We start from the raw sequence: 17895 nt of genomic DNA, 5'->3' as shown, positions 1-17895 counted from the left end.
TCAAAAGAGTAGTCGTCTGCTTCGTACCTCATCCTGAAAACGTTTACGTGAATATTATAAAACGGCTCCCTTCGCCATTTGAACGGCACTAATTTCCGAAATCGTGTCATGTTTTCCTATGTTTTCTATTTTGCGGAGTGTTCAGCTGAAGGGCGCTGATCTGCGCGGCATTCCCTGGAATTCCGCCAGCGTCAGTCCGACGACTTTTTTGAACTGTTTGCTGAAATGCTTGGTGTCATTGAAGCCCGACATCTCCGCGACCTCATATACTTTCAGCGTTGGATTTTGCAGAAGTTCCTTGGCCCGGTTCACCCGCAGCGTAATCAAATAATCGATGAAATTATGCCCGGTGACCCGCTTAAACATTTCACTGAAATAATTGCGGCTGACGCACACTTTGTCGGCAACCTGCTGCAGTGAGATCGACTCTGTAAAATGCTCCGAGATATACTCGACCGCCTGCTGAACGATGCGCTGGTGCAGCGATTTATCCGGAGGCGGACAATCCGCCGGGAGGGGCAGCGGCATCACGGCGACCGCCGTGTCGGCGCTGTTTTTTTCCTTATACTGCTCCAAAATGCGGTGATCTTCCTTCTCCTTCTGCAGGCTGTGGCGCATTTCATACAGCACCGTTTTCAGCGATTCCGCACTCAGCATTGGCTTTAAAATATAGTCAAAGGCACCCAGCCGGATCCCCTCGCGGACATACTCGAAATCGCTGTGGCAGCTGAGCAGAAGCACCTTGACCCAAGGGCAGATCTCCCTCGTCCTGCGCGCAAGCTCAAGTCCATCCATCACCGGCATGGCAATATCGGTAATCAGAATGTCGATTTCCTTGCTTTCGACCCATTTCATCGCCCGCTGGCCGTTGGAAGCCTCTCCCACCAGCTCGAATCCGTTGACTTCCCAATCAAAAGTAGACCGAATTCCCATTCTTGCGATGGCTTCATCATCAACCAACAGCACTTTGTACATCATGATCCCCCTTCAATGTCGTAAAAGTAATCGTGACCTTCGTCCCCTGCATGAGCTCGCTGGTCACGCTGACCCCGTATTCGTTGCCATAATACAGCCGAATCGTTTGGTGCACATGGCGCAGCCCGATGTTGGTCATCCCCCGGTTATGATGCGGCCCCTCCTCGGCGAAAATTTGGGCAAGCCGCTCCTCGCTCATACCTACGCCGTCGTCGGCGATGCTGATGATGATCTCCTCCCCCTCTTGCCGCGCACGAATCTGAATCGTACCCGGTTCATCCTTCGGCGCGATGCCGTGAAAGACCGCATTTTCAACAATCGGCTGGAGAAGCATGCGCGGAATCGGAATTTGCTTCAGCTCATCCGGACAATCCATTAGCAGCGTGATGGCGTTGTCATATCGGTACCCTTGAATGACCATATATTTCTGCAGCAGGTCCAGCTCTTCTCCTAATTGGATGAAAACGCCGTTACGCCCCATGCTGACCTCGAGCAGCTGTACGAGCGAAGTCACGGCTTTGTCTACATCGTTCGTGCGGTTCAGCTTGGCAAGCCAGCGGATCGAATTCAGCGTGTTGTATAGAAAATGCGGATTGATCTGGTACCGAAGCGCCCGGATTTCGGCCTTTTTCTTCTCGGATTCCTCCTTGGCGATCCGCTCGACGAGCAGCTCAATCTGTTCAATCATATTGTTGAAGCTGCGGCCAAGCTGTCCGATTTCATTGCGTCCGATGCTGCGGCTGCGGATGGTCAAATCGCCGGCTTCTCCTTTGCGCATCAAGCGGCTCAAATAGACGAGCGGATTCCCGATTCGGCGTGTAACGTAGTAGCCCATGCCAATCGCCAGCACGATGGAGCATAGGGTTATCAACACCGTCAGATTTCGAATGCTGGACGAGTCTGCAGTCAACTCCTCGAGCGGTACGACGCCTACCACGAGCCAGCCGTTGTTCAGTCGCTCTGGAATCATGAGCGTGTTACGCTTGCCCTCGCGCAGCTGCATTTTCCGGGCCGGCATCGGCAGCTTGGACGCCTTCCCGTACTCGTCCGGATTGGGATGATAGAAATATTGATTTTGCTCATTGACGATGTAGACATAACCCGTGTCGCCGAATTGAACGCGGTTCAGCTCATCGATCAGCACGTTTCCCATGACCTCGACAAACATGACGCCGATGACTTCGCCCGTCTCCCAGCTCCGGATGGCCCTGCCGAGGCCAAAAACCGGGAATCCCATCCCGGTCCTTTTCAGGTATGAAGTTTCGGAGAGCCCAAACCATACGGTATTGCCGTTCGCTTTCAATATGGCCTTATACCAGTCGGAATCCCATTGATTCGGAATCGACATGAGGGAGTCTGCGCTAAGCACCGAATTTTTTCCTTTTGTATCAAAAATGTAAATATCGAGAATTTCCGGCGAATTGATCATAATCGAAGTCAGCATGTCCTTGCCGTCCTTCACCTTAAGCGTCGTTTCGTAGGCGGTATCACCCTGTCTCTGCTCCAAAATGTTGTGGACGATTTTGCTGTTGAGCACCATCATCGAGGAGTCGTCCAGTTTCTTGAAAAACATGTTGAGCTTATCGCTCACCTGCACAATCGTTAGCGCGGCCACTTTACTGACCTGCTCTTCAACGATCATGGACGATTTGTGGTAGGATATGAATCCTCCAATCAGGACAGGAAGAGTCATCCCGAAGAAAAAAAAGAGGAATAGCTGCACGACGATCGAGTGCAATGGGGGAAAACGAGTGTGGAACCAGGATCTCATTGTTGCGAATCACCCTCTTTTTTCAAAAGTATCACTTGCGTAATGCTATTTTATATACGAATGATTACGCTTTCAAAGCAATGTTGCGAAAATTCCGAACAAAGCACGAAAAATCGTAAGAAAAACCTCTTCGTCGTACGAATCAATCAGGAAGATAAGGGGTTGACAGATGTAAAATAGGCTTAAGCGTTTGGAGACCGGAGGGGATTTTTCGCAGGGAAAGCAGGTCGTGCTCTTCTATTGAACTAAAATGAATATTCTACAGAAAAAAGCTAGGGAAAAATTCCCTAGCGAGATCGGTTGTACGAACTTTTCCGTGCTTTATCAACGAAAACGACGAAAGAAATTTCGGATGTCCTTTGTTAACAAATCAGGAACCTCCATCGCGGCGAAGTGTCCTCCATGTTCAAACTCCGTCCAGTGTACGATATCATACTGTTGCTCAGCAAGACGGCGTACGGGCCAAGCCAATCGTGCGGAAAAACCGCTACGCCTGATGGTACCGGGCAGTCCACAGGACGCCCCTTGATTTGGGCGCTCTCATAATAAAGGCGGGCTGATGATCCAGCCGTGCCTGTGACCCAATAAAGCATTACGTTAGTAAGCAGTCGATCGATTCCTATGGGACATGCCGGATCAACCCATTCCATAAATTTCTCTGTAATCCAAGCCAGTTGACCCACAGGTGAGTCGCTTAGCGTATAGGAAAGTGTTTGCGGACGGGTTGACTGGAGCACCATAGGCGTTCTTTCAAATCGTCGAGTTTTTGTTGGGGGATTGCAATTCGAAATGGTTGGATCGATTGATCAGCGTTTGTCATGTGTTGTTCTGAAGCCATAACTGAAGGTCCTCCTAACGGGAAGAAGATGATATCGATTGCGAATGCAAGCGCTAGCTTGCATCAAGTGTAAAAAAACTAGGGAGCCAGCGCCCTAGCAAACAGATCGACGCTCCGCTCGATAAACATGTCGAGTGTAACGTCCGATTGCGACGACTCTACCAAGTTGCTGCTGAACGCCCCCAAGTTCATCCACATGAATGACATGGCCGTAATCTCCGGATCGACTTGGGCAATTTTCCCGCATTGATACAGCGAAGAGAAATAGTTCGTCAGCAGCCTCTTCAGCTGGACGGGATGCTGCGAAGCGTGCTTATGCACTTCCTCGGGCAGCCGGCTGCCGCCCTTTTGCGCGATAGCGAGCAACTTCCGGTTCCGGTTCATGATCTCATGGTACGTCCGACTGATCAACAGCAAATCCGTTCGTACGTCCCACGTCAGCCGCTCATGAAAGAGCTTCGTCATTTCGCCGGCGTAGTGGTACCGTTCGAATGCGGCAACAAGCAGCCCTTGTTTGCTGCCGAAATGCCGAAAGAGCGTCACTTCGTTGACCCCGGCCGCTGCAGCGATCTCCTTCGTTGTCGTTCCGTCATACCCTTGTTCAGCAATCAGGTCGATCGCGCCAATATTAACTTGTCGCTGGTGCTCGCTGCTTGGTTCATGAATCATTCCAGTCCTTTTCGTTTGCAAGTACTTACTTGCACCGTTATTTACCAATCGGATCGCGCTGTCAAGCGGCGATGTGCAACATTTTGGTTTCCGAAGAACGTCTTACTTGATCCTGGCATGTAATTTCATGTCGTCAAGTGTGATAAGAACATATATCGTTAAAACAAAAAGAGCCGCAATTACGCGGCTGTGAAGGGTGTGTTTGCCACTCCTCGCTCGATCTCTTCACGGAACTTGTCGTCCCCTTGGGCGCTGCCCTCCTGCATGACATTGATGCAAAACGGGCGATCGGCTCCATGATATTTACTCTAGAAATGTATATTTCAGTTCAGTCATCTTCTAAGCGTCTCTTATTTATTTCCCAGTTGTTCCGCCAAACCGATTAAAAGTCCTTCTTTGCCACGAATGTAGCAGAGCCGGTACGAGTTCTCATACTGGACCACTTCGCCAACGAGCTGAGCACCATGCTTGATGAGTCTGGATACTATTTCGTCAATGTCTTTAACGGTGAACATGACGCGTAGATAACCGAGGGCATTTACAGGTGCAGTCCGATGATCTGATATCGTAGGCGGGGTGATAAATCGCGAAAGTTCGAGTCGGCTGTGGCCGTCCGGGGTAACCATCATAGCAATCTCTACACGTTGTGAACCCAGCCCGGTTACTCGACCCGCCCATTCGCCTTCGACAGTGGTTCGCCCTTCGAGCTTCAAGCCAATCTCCTCGTAGAAAGAGATCGCGTCATCCAGGGATTCTACGACGATGCCCATATTGTCCATTCTTATTAATTTGTTATTTTCCATGGTTTTATCTCCTTTACGTTTATCAGGCTGTGCTTCGCCTGGCTTCATGCATACGATATCTCTGTATGACCCATTTTGGGCTGCATCCGGCTCCGGGATATACAACGTAAGTATGATGGTTCTAAAGAGGATTCGACATGCAGTTTGGTTACACCTTCTACATTGGAGCCAGCGCGGAAGTGGCGTGGGACATGCTGTTCATCCCCGAAAAATCGTCCGCCGCTTTTATCGGAGGCGCCATCCAATCCTGTTGGAAAGCAGGCAACCCTATCCGGCTCGACGGTCCTGGGCTAGACGGGGACACAAGTTTCGCTTCTTTCGATTGGAAAAACACGTTCAAAAAGCACTCCGCAGAGTGCTTTTTCTGTTTAAGTAAGCTGACTGTTAGCATAATAAATCTCATAGTTGCCAGAAAACAGCTTGTTTCATGTTTCTCTCAACATACGGACAAATGCTATGGACGCGGGGGACATCTCCTCGAAAGAAAGCGCGATGACCCCGATCTCCCGGGTAATGGCAGGCGTAATTGGTTTAACGATGAGATCGTGGGACACGGAAGATAGCGTAAAGTCGAACACAAGACCGATTCCGAGCCGTCTGCGGACCATCTGGATCAGGGTTTCGGCCGTTTGGACGGTCAAGCTGCTTTCGAGATTCAATTGGTGCAGTTGAAGTATGCTGTTCATCGCCGCCTCATGCCCGCCTTTGCAATAAATCATGTCATGCCGGTATCTTCCGAGGTCGACAACCGCTGTACTCTGCAGCTCATGATCGTCCGGAATGACGGCCACCATGTGATCCTGAACCAGGCTATGATTCTCAAATCCCGTAAAAGGGGACGCGACGAGCCCAATCTCCACGGTACGGTCGGTGACCCATTCCTTGATCTGGTCGGATACCCCCTCATTCAGTTCGATTTGAACATGAGGATACTTGGCCCGGAACCTGGCGATAGCCTCCGGGAGTAATAGAGTCGACGCGGCGGGAAACGAGCCGATTTTGATTTTTCCGGATAAGAGCTGGCTCTCCCGGCTGGCTACCTGAAAAATGCGGTTTTCAATGGATTGCATCTGCCTGGCCAATACCAGCACCTCTTTGCCGACATCGGTTAAAATGATCCCCTTCTGCTTATCCCTGACAAACAGTCTCACTTGCAGCGCCTCTTCAAGCTGTTTAATCGTCTTGCTCACAGCCGGTTGGGAAATAAACAATGCTTTCGCTGTTTCGGTAAGGTTCAATTTTTCGGCGGCTGTCATAAAAACATTCAGGTGGTTCAAGTTCATTTTCATCGTACACACCCTCATAACTATATAGTTATTTCCTACATAACAAATAGGTATTTCAGTTATGAATTATTATAACGTATTCTAATTGCACGGCAACACGAAGGCATGGCATGCATTTTAAGGTTGTAAGGAGGAGATTACCTTGATCGATCATGCAAAAAATGCGGAAATTCCTCAAACATCGGAGGACTCCCGCGTATCAACGCGCCGCATCTGGACTACGGCTTGGATCGTAACTGCCGTATTCATGCTGTCCAATTCAGCGACGCCGCTGTATGTACAATGGCAGACGGCGCTGGGATTCACGAACGGAACACTCACGCTTATTTTTGCCGCTTATATCGCGGGTTTGCTTGGCAGCCTGTTCGCAGCCGGGCAATTGTCCGACCGCTTGGGACGGAAGGCGGTGCTTTATCCGGGTCTACTGGCTGCGGTGGCCGCCTGTGCGCTGTTTGCATTGGCCGATTCAGTCGGCATGCTGTTCGCGGCGCGGTTGCTGACGGGCATAGCCGTCGGCGTCATCGTCTCCGCCGGCATGGCGGCGGTCGTGGATTCCGGTGGACACGGCAAGAAACATCTGGCATCCCTTGCCGCTTCCGTGGCCATGGTTCTCGGAGCCGGACTTGGGCCGCTGCTGGCCGGAATGACGGCCCAATTTCTTGCGCATCCCGTCGTGCCGGTGTATTCCGCTCAATTTATCATTTTGGCAACCGCCTTTATGGCGGCAGCCCGTCTTCCCTCCCGGCGGAATCCTGCGCACGAAGAGTGGAAGCTGCGCTTCCCGTCGGTTCCTAAGCATAACCGTCTGCACTTATCTCTGGGAATATCCGTGTTTGCCCCGGGCATTACCTCGACTTCCTTTGTACTGTCGCTGGGTCCTCCGCTGCTGTCCAAACTGCTGCATGTGACCAGCCCCTTGGTGGCTGGAGGAACAGCCTGTGTCATGTTCTTGGCGGCGACGGGCATACAATTCGTTGTCAAAAGGCTCCCGGTTCGCAGTCTGTTACTTCTGGGAGTTGCGGTTATCCTATTGTCCATGATCTGCCTGGTTTCTGCCGTCATGTACTCGTCAGCCGCATTTCTTGTTATAGCCGCGGTGCTTGCGGGTGCAGGACAGGGATTGGGGCAGCTTGGAGGCCTGACGCTGATCAGCATGCATGTCCCGGAACATCGCCGCGCCGAAGCCAATGCGGTACTGAATATCGGTGGATACGTACCTGCGGCGCTGCTGCCGATCGGGACAGGTTTTTTGATCGATAGGACCAGCATCTCCCTGGGTGCCTCGCTCTTTGCGGCTATCATCGCGGCGGTTTCGGTTGCGGGTGCTATTTTTGTAACCGTGAAGTTTAATAAAAGATAAAGTAATGAGACGCTGAATTTCACGGGCCGAACGATTCAAAAAGCGGTGATCGTTTGGAAGTCCCCTTATTCGACAGGTTTTTTATAGAAAAGGAAATGCAGAGGCCAGTCGGAGGAAAAAAGCCGTTTTTCACAGATTATGCCTGACATGCATGATCTCAACAACGTATAGCGGATATGGGTTTGGTGATATACCGGAGGATGGCGATTACTGTTCCGCATATTATTCCAGCCTCTCTTCATTGCTTCAAAAACGCCATTACTCAACCATATTCTCATCAAAATCATGAGGGGGAAGTCGGTCTAGTCATACGAAAGCAGCCGGGTAATCGCACCCGGCTGCTTAATTATTATAGTTTCATGATCGATAAGCCAAGGATCTATCGGTCCGCTTCTTTGCTTGCGCCGACGCATTGTGCAAAATACTTCCGGACGGCTGTGCGCCGTACAGTACCGACCCAATAAGCTACTTCCATTACATGTATTCATTGAGCTCTCGTTCATTAGCTTAAAGGCTGTGACCCGATAGTGAAATGCTAGACAGTAGAGCGGCGGTGAAAGCACGGATGTCGCTATTCCACGTTGCTGTGCTGCTTGAACGCCGCGGCGTTGTCCACGCCGCGAGACTCCGCGTAGCACAGGCAGACCGCGTCCAGCACAAGGTGGACGCATTGGTCAAACAGCGAGCCTAGCGGCTGAATGCTCGCGCTTTCGCCTTCCCGGCGGTGCTTCGTGGCCGCCGGAATGGCGAGCACCCGCACGGCTGACCGGGCGAGCGGGGATTCGACGTCGGTCGTCAGGGCGATGACCGACGCGCCAAGCTCCCGTGCCTTCCCTGCGGTCCAGACGACGCTATGCGTCGTACCGGAACCGGAGACGGCGATTACATAATCACCCTCGGCGATCGAAGGGGTGATCGTCTCCCCGATCACATAGGAGGTCGCGCCGAGGTGCATCAGCCGCATGGCGAAGGATTTGGCCATCAGTCCCGAACGGCCTTCGCCTACGACAAAGATCCGGGGAGCACCCGCCAGTAGGGCGGCTGTCTCGTTAACATCACTCTCGTCTACCCGTTCCAGCACGGCACGAGCTTCCGCGAGTATCGTCATCAGCTTGTTTATCATTGTTCAGTCTCTCCTTCTTCATTCCCGATCGAGCAGAATTCATCCGCATTCGCAACCTTCGGATGCAATGAAATCCGCTGCTCGGACGTTGCTTCTATATATAAATCTTTTCATTGGAGCCCGGGCATGACCCGCTACCTGCTCCCTAGCTTCCGGATGCAGTCCTGAAACGATCGGGCAGCGGCGACCGGGTCCGCAGCTTTCGTAATCGCGGAGCCGACGATGAGAACCTCCGGCTTCATCGCGAACAGTCCCGGCAGAGAATCCAGGGTGATTCCTCCCGCGGCAGCGATCCGAAGTTCCGCCTGGCTTTCGCTGACCGAACCGGGGGCACCGGATGCGGCTGCTCCCATACTTCTGGGCAGTGCTTCGCCAGCACCGATTCCACCTGCCCCACTTGATACAAGGGTCCCATTGGTACCTGTGGAGCTACGGCTCCCGCCCAAACCTGCGTTGCCTGCTCTCCCGGCATCCGAAGCGGCTTCATATGCGCCCGGCCCGGTCAAGCGGGAGCCGCCTCCCTCTTGCTGGTCTTTGCTGACATGGAGGCAATGGACCGCCTCCCGGTACCGGGCAAGCGCCGCCTGTTCCTCCGGCGTCGTATGAAGCAGGTCGATCATGACCTGCCTGCCCCATGTCTGGGCGGTCTTCATGCAGAGCTCAACGGTGACCGGGGGAGAGGCACCCATGACCGTTGCCACGTCAGCCCCCGCCTTATAGCACAATTCGAACTCGTATACGGCGTTATCGAAGGTTTTGACATCCGCTACGATGACCTTGCTGGGGAACTCGCGCTTCATCGCTTCTACAGCCGCCATGCCGAATTCTTTGATCAGAGAAGTGCCGACTTCGATCCAATCGATATAAGGTTCTGTCAATCTCGCCATATCGATGGCTTCCTGTATGCTCATCCGGTCCAACGCAAGTTGAATGTTCATCTTGTCGACACCTCAAGCTTTCCCTCTGGTGATGATTCCGCCGTTTTACGAGATCTGCCCACGGTTAAAGTCAGAATTGCGGACAGAAGCAGCGAGCCGGCCATAAAAATATAGGAGGCGCCGAAGCTTCCAGTGAAACTGTTCAGGTAGCCGACGATGTATGATCCGGCAAAAGAACCGAGCGCCCCCATACTGTTAATCAGCGCCATGGCGCCGCCCGAGACGTTCCGGGGCAAAATTTCAGGCATGATGGCGAAGAACGGTCCGTAAGGGGCATACATCGCGGCGCCGGCGATGACCAGCAGAATAAATGAAATCCAAAAATGATCCGCTCCCAGCAAATAAGAGGCGTAGAAGGCGACCGCACCTACAATCAGGAACGGCCAGACAAAAGCTTTCCGGTTCTCCGTTTTATCCGAGAAATAGGACGCGACCAGCATCCCAATGACCGCGAGCACATAAGGGATGGAGCTCAGCCACCCGGTAGCGACCATGCTCATGTCAGGAGCAGCCTTGATAATCGAAGGAAGCCACATGACGAAGCCGTAGACGCCAATGCTCCAGAAAAAATACTGCAGGCACAGCCGGATGACAAGCGGCGACCGGAACGCCTCGCCGTAGTTCTTAACGGGCTTCAGTCCCTTCTGCTCTTCATTCAGGGTGCTCTCAAGTTCCTTTTTCTCCTCTGCAGTCAACCAGTTCGCTTCAGCGGGTTTGTCGTTCACGAACTTCCACCAGAAGAACGCCCAAATAATCGGAGGCAGACCTTCAATTATAAACATCCATCTCCAGCCGACGGCGGATACGAGATAACCCGAGACGATGGACATCCACAGCACGGTTGCAGGATTGCCGAGGATGAGAAAGGTGTTGGCGCGTGAGCGCTCTTTTTTCGTGAACCAGTGGCTCAGAAAGACCAGCATCGCAGGCATAACCGCACTTTCAACCACGCCGAGACAGAAACGGATGATGATGAGAATATGAACATTATGGACGATACCGGTAGCTCCCGCCAGCAGCCCCCATAAAATCAGTGAACCGAATACGAGCTTCTTGGCACTTTTGTTCTCGGCATAATGGGCACCCGGTACCTGGAAGAAGAAGTACCCCAGGAAAAAGAGCGCGCCAAGCAGCGAAGACATTCCCGCCGAAATCTGCAAATCCTTGGCCATGCCGGCAGCCGCGCCGAAGCTGTAGTTCGCCCGGTCCAGGTAGGCTAGACTGTACGTTACAAAGACGATCGGCATCAGACGCAGCCAGCGTGAAGCGACGAAGCTGCCTTTGTTCAAGTTGTTCATCTCGTTCTCACTCCTGTCAGATGATAGTGAAGATATGCCTTTAGCTCTTCCATCGTCGGGTATCCGTCGTGATCTCCAACGGACTGCACTGCAATCGAGCCGATTGCATTTCCCTGCCGCACCGCTTCGGTGATGCTTAACCCCCTCAGAAGTCCCCCGATCAAGCCTGTGGCAAAGCCATCCCCAGCCCCGACCGTATCCACAACCTTCTTCACCTCAAAGCCCGGAACCGTTCCCTCTTCATACGGGGTGCGGAAATAGGCTCCTTCCGGCCCCAGCTTGACGGCAACAAGCGAAACGCCCCGGTTCAGATAAAATTCGGCGATCTTCTTCGGGTCCCTGGAGCCGGTCAGAAATTCCCCTTCTTCGATCCCCGGCAGCACCCAGTCCGCCCGGCAGGCCAGGTCGTTGATGACCTCCCTCATCTCCTCTTTCGAAGACCAGAGGGAGGGGCGCAGATTGGGGTCGAAAGAAACGGTCCGTCCCGCACCCTTCATCGTCTCCAGCGCCGCATAAGCGAATGCGCGGGTGCTCTTCGTCAGCGCCGGCGGAATGCCGGTCATGTGCAGATGCCGGAAGCCGGTCAGATAGCCGGAGTCCACATCGGCCTCACCAAGCGTGCTTGCGGCGGAACCTTTGCGGAAATATTGCACCTGCGGATCTCCCTCCAGCACCATCGACTTCAGCTGGAACCCGGTTGGATAGCGGGAATCATGGGTAATACCGTCGATGTCCACCTTCTCCCTAGCAAGATATTCCACGATATAATCGCCGAACGCATCCTCGCCCAACCGGCTGATCCACCCGGAAGTTAGTCCAAGTCTCGAAAGGCCGACGGCCACATTGACCTCCGCCCCGGCTAGACGGCGGCTGAAGGTGTCAATGTCCTTCAATGCGCCGGGTCTGCCTGCTACGAACATAACCATAGCCTCTCCAAAAGTTACCGAATCTTTCAACATGGTTGCCATGCCTCCTTCAATCTGTCCGTTTTCGTCCTTTTCACGGCATGCCTGGCGCTTGCCGGAGCATCTTCAGATATCCTGACAGACTCTCCGGTCCGGGAAGCGTAAACTCAATCGCCCGGGGCGCATGTTCCGGCAAATGAGCCAACAGCTCTCGCCAGCTTGCGTCTTCTTCCTCGGGGATAGGAAGCGTTTGCAAAGCATTGTCTTCCGAATATACGACATGTTTGCAGTGAATGTAGCTGGTGTAAGGAGCCAACTCCAGCGCCGCCTTCACGGGCTCTTCTCCGGCATACAACCAATTGCCGGTATCGAACGTCATGGCTACTCCGCCAAGGCCCGAACGCTCCACCGCCTGAAAGAACGCTTTCAAATTTCCGGCGTTGCCTCCATGCGGCGTTTGGTCATTCTCGATCAGCAGGGTCAACGGCCCATGCAAAGCCCTGTATTGATCAAGCAGTTCGCCCAGACGGGTCAGACACTCGCCGCTGTTCCGGCTTGCATGGACTTCCGAAGACTTCCGGACTCCAGATGCTTCAATCGCTTCTTCTCCTGGATCGGCCCAGTCCGCTGCCATGAAATGCCCAAGCGACACCTTCAGCATCTCCGGCCTTAAAATTCCCGCCTCTTCCAGAACCCCCGACAGCTTCGTTTCATTCAGCCTTCCGGCTTCGTCCCACAGCTCCAGCGGAACGGAATATATGCAGCGCAACCCACTGTTCCGGTTGGCTTCGCGGCATTCGGCAAGCGGCAGCTTCCCCGGGGGGAACAATTCCCGTCTTATTTCAATGCCGTCTGCTCCGGCGGCGCGAACCGTCTGCGTCCATTCATGCTGCAGACCGGGAGTATTGCCAAATACAGAGGTCGGCACAAAAACTGCCTTCATATAGTCATCCTCCTTCATGCTACATCGGATAATCAGGATACCAGAAATAACGCCTCTTGAAGTAAACCGATTTAGTAAACCGATTTACTTGAACTCATGGGTTCATTATAAACCTGGATTTATTAATTTGCAACCCCTTACATTTAAGCGCTGTCATGATTCTGAAAAAGCATAGCCTTCAAACATGGAGACTTCTCCCATATCGGATAAACTACGACAAAAACCAGCTCCCGGTCCCGGACCCAAAGCTGGTTTTGTTTAAAGTGTATGATGACCTCGGCAGCACCTTCAACGGGCCTGGCCGGATGATTCGCGCACAACAAGCTCGCATTCAAAGACAAACTCGGCCGCCTCCGGCGCCTCTTCCGACCGGATGCGGGTAATCAGGCGCTCGGCCGCTTTTCTGCCCATCTCCAGGGAAGGCTGGTTGATCGTCGTTAGCGTCGGCGTCAACAGGTGGGCGAACGGAATGTTGTCGAATGCGACCAGCGCCAAATCCGCTGGCACACGCAGCCCCTGCTCCTTAACAAAAGCAAGCGCTTCGAGCAGCACCAGATCGTTCCCCGCAATGAGTGCCGTCGGCGCCTCCGGTTCCTCAAAGCGTTTGCCAAGCCGGTCTTTAAGCGAGGAGATCTCCGCATTGATGATGTTACCACTCCCGTCATCCAGACCGAGCTCACGCATAGCTGCGCGGAACCCCTCCGTACGCTCGGTTCGCGTGCTGATCGTCAGCGGTCCCGTAGCCAAGACGATGCTCCGATGGCCGAGCGACGCCAGATGCTCCACTGCCCGGGTGACCGCCTTTCTGTTATCGACCACAATCGTATCCGCCTTGACGTTGTTTACGCGACGGTCCATGAAGAGGATCGGATACCCCTGCTCGGCGAGGCTTTCATACAATGGCCCGTTTTTGCCCGTAGGCAGGAGAATGATACCGTCGACCTGCTTGGCCTGGAGCATTTCGGTATATTTCTTCTCCTTCTCGCCGTCCTCGTCACTGTTACACAGAATGACGCTGATGTTCTGCTCCTGGCAATAGTCCTCGATGCCCCGGCATATTTCCGTAGAAAGCCGGTGCATAATGTTGGCAACGATGACGCCGACCGAACCGGTCCGCTTCTGCTTCAGCCCCCGGGCAAGAACGTTGGGCCGGTAATCGAGGGCCTCAATCGCTTCTTCGATCTTGGTCCGCGTCTCCTGGCCCATATGCTGGTATCTTTTGTTTAGATATTGGGATACGGTGCTTTTGGACACGCCGGCGCGCGCCGCCACATCCCCGATTGTCGCTTTCCCCACAGTTCTCTACCCCTCTGTCCGATGATATCCCTACTATAAGGTGCATGAAGGCGCTTTGTCTAATCTTCAGGATATACTGCCCGAAGGCGAATATGTAAAGTGATCCAAAATCAAAAGGATAATTGTAACCCTCTTGAAGCAACGTTTTACAACTCTCCCTCCAGAAACTTCACGAGGTGCAGTTCGGGCTGCGCGAGGAATTCCGTAAAGCTGCATAAGTCCGCATAAGTCTGATGCTCCACGTCATAACAGCCGATCCGGCCTTTATTTTTCGGGTTCCAAACCAACTGCAGGTCAGAGTAATTGTCGATATCGGCGGAAAGACGCAGCAGCTTTTGCCTGCCGACTTTCATCTCTATCGTATCGGTCAAGGTGAAAAAATCGATATGCCCGATTTCATATTCGTTTTGCGCCAGCTCAAGGCGCAGCTGGTCTCCCGTAAGAAAGCTGAGCAGTTCACCGGGTAATTTATATTTTTTAAGCTCGTATTTCTTGTTCTCCGCATGATGAAAATCAGCCGGTTCCAGCGATTTCAAATAATCAGCCATGACCGTATTCTTATTGCTGATGGCAATCGTATACGGCCGCTCGCCGTTTGTTTCCGCCAGAGTAACGTCCGCGCCGTGTTCAACCAAAAATTTGACCATGGCCATATTCCCCGTCCGAGCAGCCACGGTTAACGGAGTCGCCTGATAAGGATAGACCATATCCGGTTGGTTATAATTGATGTCCACCCCCTGATCGAGCAAATACTTGATTGTTTTCAGGTCATGGTCCGAGGCGGCTTGCCTCATGAGGGCACCGCCATGCAGCTTGATATCTAACCCCAGCACATGAATGAGCGGAATATTTTTTTTGTTGCCATAGTAAGCCTGTGAATACGCGCCCGCCCCCGTTTGATCGAGCTTGTCCATTTCGGCTCCTTGCGCTGCAATGTAACGGACGATGTCCTCCCCGCAATAGCGAACGGCCGTCAAAAAAGCTGGATGATGATGCACATTCAGGTTGACGCCGTGCTCTACCAGCAGCTTGATAACCTCCCTTTGCTGCGATATGAGCGCCAGATCTAACGGACTTAGCGTAATATGCTTACTAAGTACGATTCCCTCCTCAATATCCCAGCCTGCTGCGATTGCCGCATCTAAAGCCGGAATGTTTCCTTGGTAAATATGCATCGCGATTTCCGGCAGCTCCTCGAATCTCCCGATATCTTTCAGGACGATCAATCATACCCCTCCTTATTCAAAATCTATTTAAAGCCCCGCCTATTCGATCGATTTTACCCCGTAAAATACTGTTTTACCAGTGATAAGCTTACTTCCTCCCTCCTTTCAGCCTCGTTTGAATATCTTCATCCGAATCTACAAAACCATTTTCCGTTAACTCAACGAAGACTTCCGTATCATATTCATAACTCTCTAAGGAAGAAGGATCTATATTTGCAACTTTTTTCAACATTTCATTTACCTTTTGGTATTCATCATCTTTAAATATCCAATACGTTGCTGAAACAGAAGGACCCTTAAACTCTTCGTAGGCTTGTTGAACGATTGTTTTTAATTTCTCTGCTGTAATACTTTCATCACTTTTCATGACAATTTCAACATGAATATACTCGGCTTCCGATTGTTCAAGATACTGCTCAATGGTCGTTTCTTTCGTGATTTCAACAGGCTGTTTCGGATGAATTCTTATCCACGAAGAGGCATCTAGCTCTTGATCAACAATCGCTTGATTAAAAACGGATGCAAATTTATGCATTAAAAGCATTTCAGGGTAATTTTCGACGATATTTTCCGATGGATCCATCAGGGCAGTAAACATGATGCCAGAATCCAATGCCTTCACGTATGTCGTTACTGTATCATTGCTTGTTGTACCCCATCGTTCCCCTAAATATTTTACTTTAAAGGATTCACTATATTTTTCGGACAACTCTTTCTCAATGAGTTTAGCTGTTGTTTCACCGGAATGGCTGCATCCTATTAAACTGAATATAGAAATTCCAATTATAACCATGCTGGCATTCTTTAATAATTTCCTCATATCGTTTGCCTACCTTCAGAAAAATTGGAGGATCAGCACAGGTAAACATCCATAGAGATGCGGTTTCTCACGAAAATAAAAGCGGACACCGTCAGGTATCCGCAAAAATGGATTTATGACCTGCATATCCTGTAAGATTCAATAAAAGCCGCCTAAAAAATATGTTTAGCGATACATTTGTACATACCACATTTTGAATCCGTGCCGCTCATAAAAACCGACGGTACGTTGCCAATCCAGGTTCGATGAACCTACAAACGCATGAGTTATGCCGTTTGATTCAGCTTCAGCAATCATGCGGTCGACCAATTGAGACCCGATCCGATCTCCCCTGTAATCCGGGTGAACATAAACTTCGTAAATCTCCAGAAATCGGGAGTTTAAAGGGAATATAGGATATTGGGAAGTTTGAATAACCCCGTGCGTATATCCGACGATCCGGTCCTTCCGTTCGGCAACCCAAAAGTAATCTCCTAAGCGCTTGGAAATCTTTTCAGCATTCGATGCCGGATATGCAAACGTAACAGCCTCATCCGCCCATAACCGGGACAATTCAGCGATTTGAGGCACGTCATCCAGTGTGCATTTCCTAATTGTCTCCATACTTGCCCTCCGATGGATTTAACCCTGTTAACCTTGATTTGCCAATATAGAGATTCTGTAGGATCCTCAAAATATCCTCTTTATTGTCGAATAAATCCTGTCCGTTAGCTTCATGCCCCGATAAAACAAGCGATAGAACAAAAAAGCCGCTAAAATAGCGACTTTATTTGATGTAGCGATAATCCAACAGCTTCTTTAAATTGGAGATTTTCTGCTGCAGCTTCTCCCCGACATTGGTTTCCCGGACCAGCTTCCGCTCCAGCTCCTTGTCCACCAGCCTTTTTACAGACAGGACGTCCGTTCCGTTGCATAACACGTCTTCCCTGGATTTGAATTTCTGATGGGCGACAAGCTGCATGCCAAAGGAATTGTACAGCAAGGTATATCCGGCAATGCCCGTTTTGGACTGATAGGCTTTGGAAAAACCGCCGTCGATGACGACCATTTTCCCGCCCGCTTTAACCGGGTTCTCTCCGCGGATTTCTCGAACCGGCGTGTGGCCGTTAATGATGTGCCCGTGATCCGGATTCAAACCAAACTCCAGCAGGATCTTCCGGCAGATCTCCTCATGTTCGCGCAGATGGTAGTAAGGGTTCTTTCGCTCCTTATGGGTTTCTTTATCTTGGATAAAATACCTTTCAAAGGTGGTCATTTCCCGCTTTCCAAAAAGCGAAGAACATTCCCCTGTCCAGAGGTACCATGCCATATCCGTAGCCAGATCATCGGTTTCCTCCGGATGCGCATAGGCGTAACGTAAATAATATTCAAAAACGTCGAGCAGCTGACGGCCCGAATACCGCTTGTCTTCAATCTGCATTTCTTCCATGTTGCCTTCTTCGTCCATGGGAATACAGCCGTGGATTAACAAATTCCCGTTGTATTTCAAATAAAGGCTGCCCTTTTTCATAAGAAAGTTCATCCTAAATTTCGAAAGCCCATAAGATCAAGGCAAAACGTCGGAACAATAGGGTAAGGAAATGTAAAAATGTAGGAATTACCCATGTTCGCAAGAGAAAATTTGACTTTTGGGGTGGTCTTTCC

At 51.4% G+C, this 17895-nt stretch carries 15 protein-coding genes and 1 pseudogene; 1 reads left to right on the top strand and 15 read right to left on the bottom strand.

What is annotated here, in order from left to right:
* Positions 1 to 141 precede the first annotated feature (141 nt).
* From KI367_RS10780 to KI367_RS10760, 5 genes are all read right to left on the bottom strand, one after another.
* Positions 142 to 975 carry a response regulator gene (locus KI367_RS10780; protein WP_212949561.1) on the bottom strand — a complete coding sequence of 278 codons (834 nt, stop codon included), beginning with the start codon at positions 973 to 975 and terminating at the stop codon, positions 142 to 144.
* Positions 953 to 2746 carry a sensor histidine kinase gene (locus KI367_RS10775; protein ID WP_212949559.1) on the bottom strand — a complete coding sequence of 598 codons (1794 nt, stop codon included), beginning with the start codon at positions 2744 to 2746 and terminating at the stop codon, positions 953 to 955. Before KI367_RS10775 ends, KI367_RS10780 begins: the two co-directional genes overlap by 23 nt.
* Positions 2747 to 3662: 916 nt before the next feature.
* Positions 3663 to 4253, bottom strand: a complete 591-nt coding sequence (locus tag KI367_RS10770) for a TetR/AcrR family transcriptional regulator (RefSeq protein WP_373316224.1) — start codon at positions 4251 to 4253, stop codon at positions 3663 to 3665.
* 350 nt (positions 4254 to 4603) lie between these two features.
* Entirely contained in the window at positions 4604 to 5056 is a 453-nt protein-coding gene (locus tag KI367_RS10765) for a VOC family protein (protein WP_036715417.1), read from the bottom strand.
* A 425-nt stretch (positions 5057 to 5481) separates the two neighbouring features.
* Positions 5482 to 6345: a LysR family transcriptional regulator gene (locus tag KI367_RS10760; RefSeq protein WP_212949557.1), complete on the bottom strand. Its 864-nt coding sequence runs from the start codon at positions 6343 to 6345 to the stop codon at positions 5482 to 5484.
* 139 nt (positions 6346 to 6484) lie between these two features.
* Between KI367_RS10760 and KI367_RS10755 the strand changes: the two genes are divergently transcribed.
* Positions 6485 to 7702: an MFS transporter gene (locus KI367_RS10755; protein ID WP_212949556.1), complete on the top strand. Its 1218-nt coding sequence runs from the start codon at positions 6485 to 6487 to the stop codon at positions 7700 to 7702.
* 571 nt (positions 7703 to 8273) lie between these two features.
* Here KI367_RS10755 and hxlB read toward each other — a convergent pair.
* The 10 genes and pseudogenes from hxlB to KI367_RS10705 all read right to left on the bottom strand — a co-directional run.
* Positions 8274 to 8825, bottom strand: coding sequence for a 6-phospho-3-hexuloisomerase (hxlB, locus tag KI367_RS10750; protein ID WP_212949554.1), 552 nt, complete (start codon positions 8823 to 8825; stop codon positions 8274 to 8276).
* Positions 8826 to 8959: 134 nt separating this feature from the next.
* Positions 8960 to 9763 carry an orotidine 5'-phosphate decarboxylase / HUMPS family protein gene (locus tag KI367_RS10745; RefSeq protein ID WP_212949552.1) on the bottom strand — a complete coding sequence of 268 codons (804 nt, stop codon included), beginning with the start codon at positions 9761 to 9763 and terminating at the stop codon, positions 8960 to 8962.
* Positions 9760 to 11061, bottom strand: a complete 1302-nt coding sequence (locus KI367_RS10740) for an MFS transporter (protein WP_212949550.1) — start codon at positions 11059 to 11061, stop codon at positions 9760 to 9762. Before KI367_RS10740 ends, KI367_RS10745 begins: the two co-directional genes overlap by 4 nt.
* Entirely contained in the window at positions 11058 to 12020 is a 963-nt protein-coding gene (locus tag KI367_RS10735) for a sugar kinase (protein ID WP_212949549.1), read from the bottom strand. Before KI367_RS10735 ends, KI367_RS10740 begins: the two co-directional genes overlap by 4 nt.
* 40 nt (positions 12021 to 12060) lie before the next feature.
* On the bottom strand, positions 12061 to 12909 hold the full coding sequence (locus tag KI367_RS10730) for a sugar phosphate isomerase/epimerase family protein (protein WP_212949547.1): 849 nt from the start codon (positions 12907 to 12909) through the stop codon (positions 12061 to 12063).
* A gap of 288 nt (positions 12910 to 13197) precedes the next feature.
* A complete protein-coding gene (locus tag KI367_RS10725; protein ID WP_212949545.1) occupies positions 13198 to 14205 on the bottom strand; it encodes a LacI family DNA-binding transcriptional regulator in 1008 nt (335 codons plus the stop codon).
* 146 nt (positions 14206 to 14351) lie between these two features.
* Positions 14352 to 15431: an ankyrin repeat domain-containing protein gene (locus tag KI367_RS10720; RefSeq protein ID WP_212949543.1), complete on the bottom strand. Its 1080-nt coding sequence runs from the start codon at positions 15429 to 15431 to the stop codon at positions 14352 to 14354.
* Between the two features lie 88 nt (positions 15432 to 15519).
* Complete coding sequence (locus KI367_RS10715) at positions 15520 to 16251, bottom strand: hypothetical protein (protein ID WP_036715404.1); 732 nt, start codon at positions 16249 to 16251, stop codon at positions 15520 to 15522.
* A gap of 165 nt (positions 16252 to 16416) precedes the next feature.
* A complete protein-coding gene (locus KI367_RS10710) occupies positions 16417 to 16854 on the bottom strand; it encodes a GNAT family N-acetyltransferase (RefSeq protein WP_212949541.1) in 438 nt (145 codons plus the stop codon).
* Between the two features lie 163 nt (positions 16855 to 17017).
* A pseudogene (locus KI367_RS10705) lies at positions 17018 to 17773 on the bottom strand (fructose-bisphosphatase class III); the annotation flags it as partial.
* Positions 17774 to 17895: the final 122 nt, after the last annotated feature.

Origin of the sequence: Paenibacillus cookii (assembly GCF_018333375.1) — a bacterium.
In the GTDB taxonomy this organism is placed as follows: domain Bacteria; phylum Bacillota; class Bacilli; order Paenibacillales; family Paenibacillaceae; genus Paenibacillus_AQ; species Paenibacillus_AQ cookii.
This window is presented reverse-complemented; position numbering and strand designations above follow the sequence as displayed.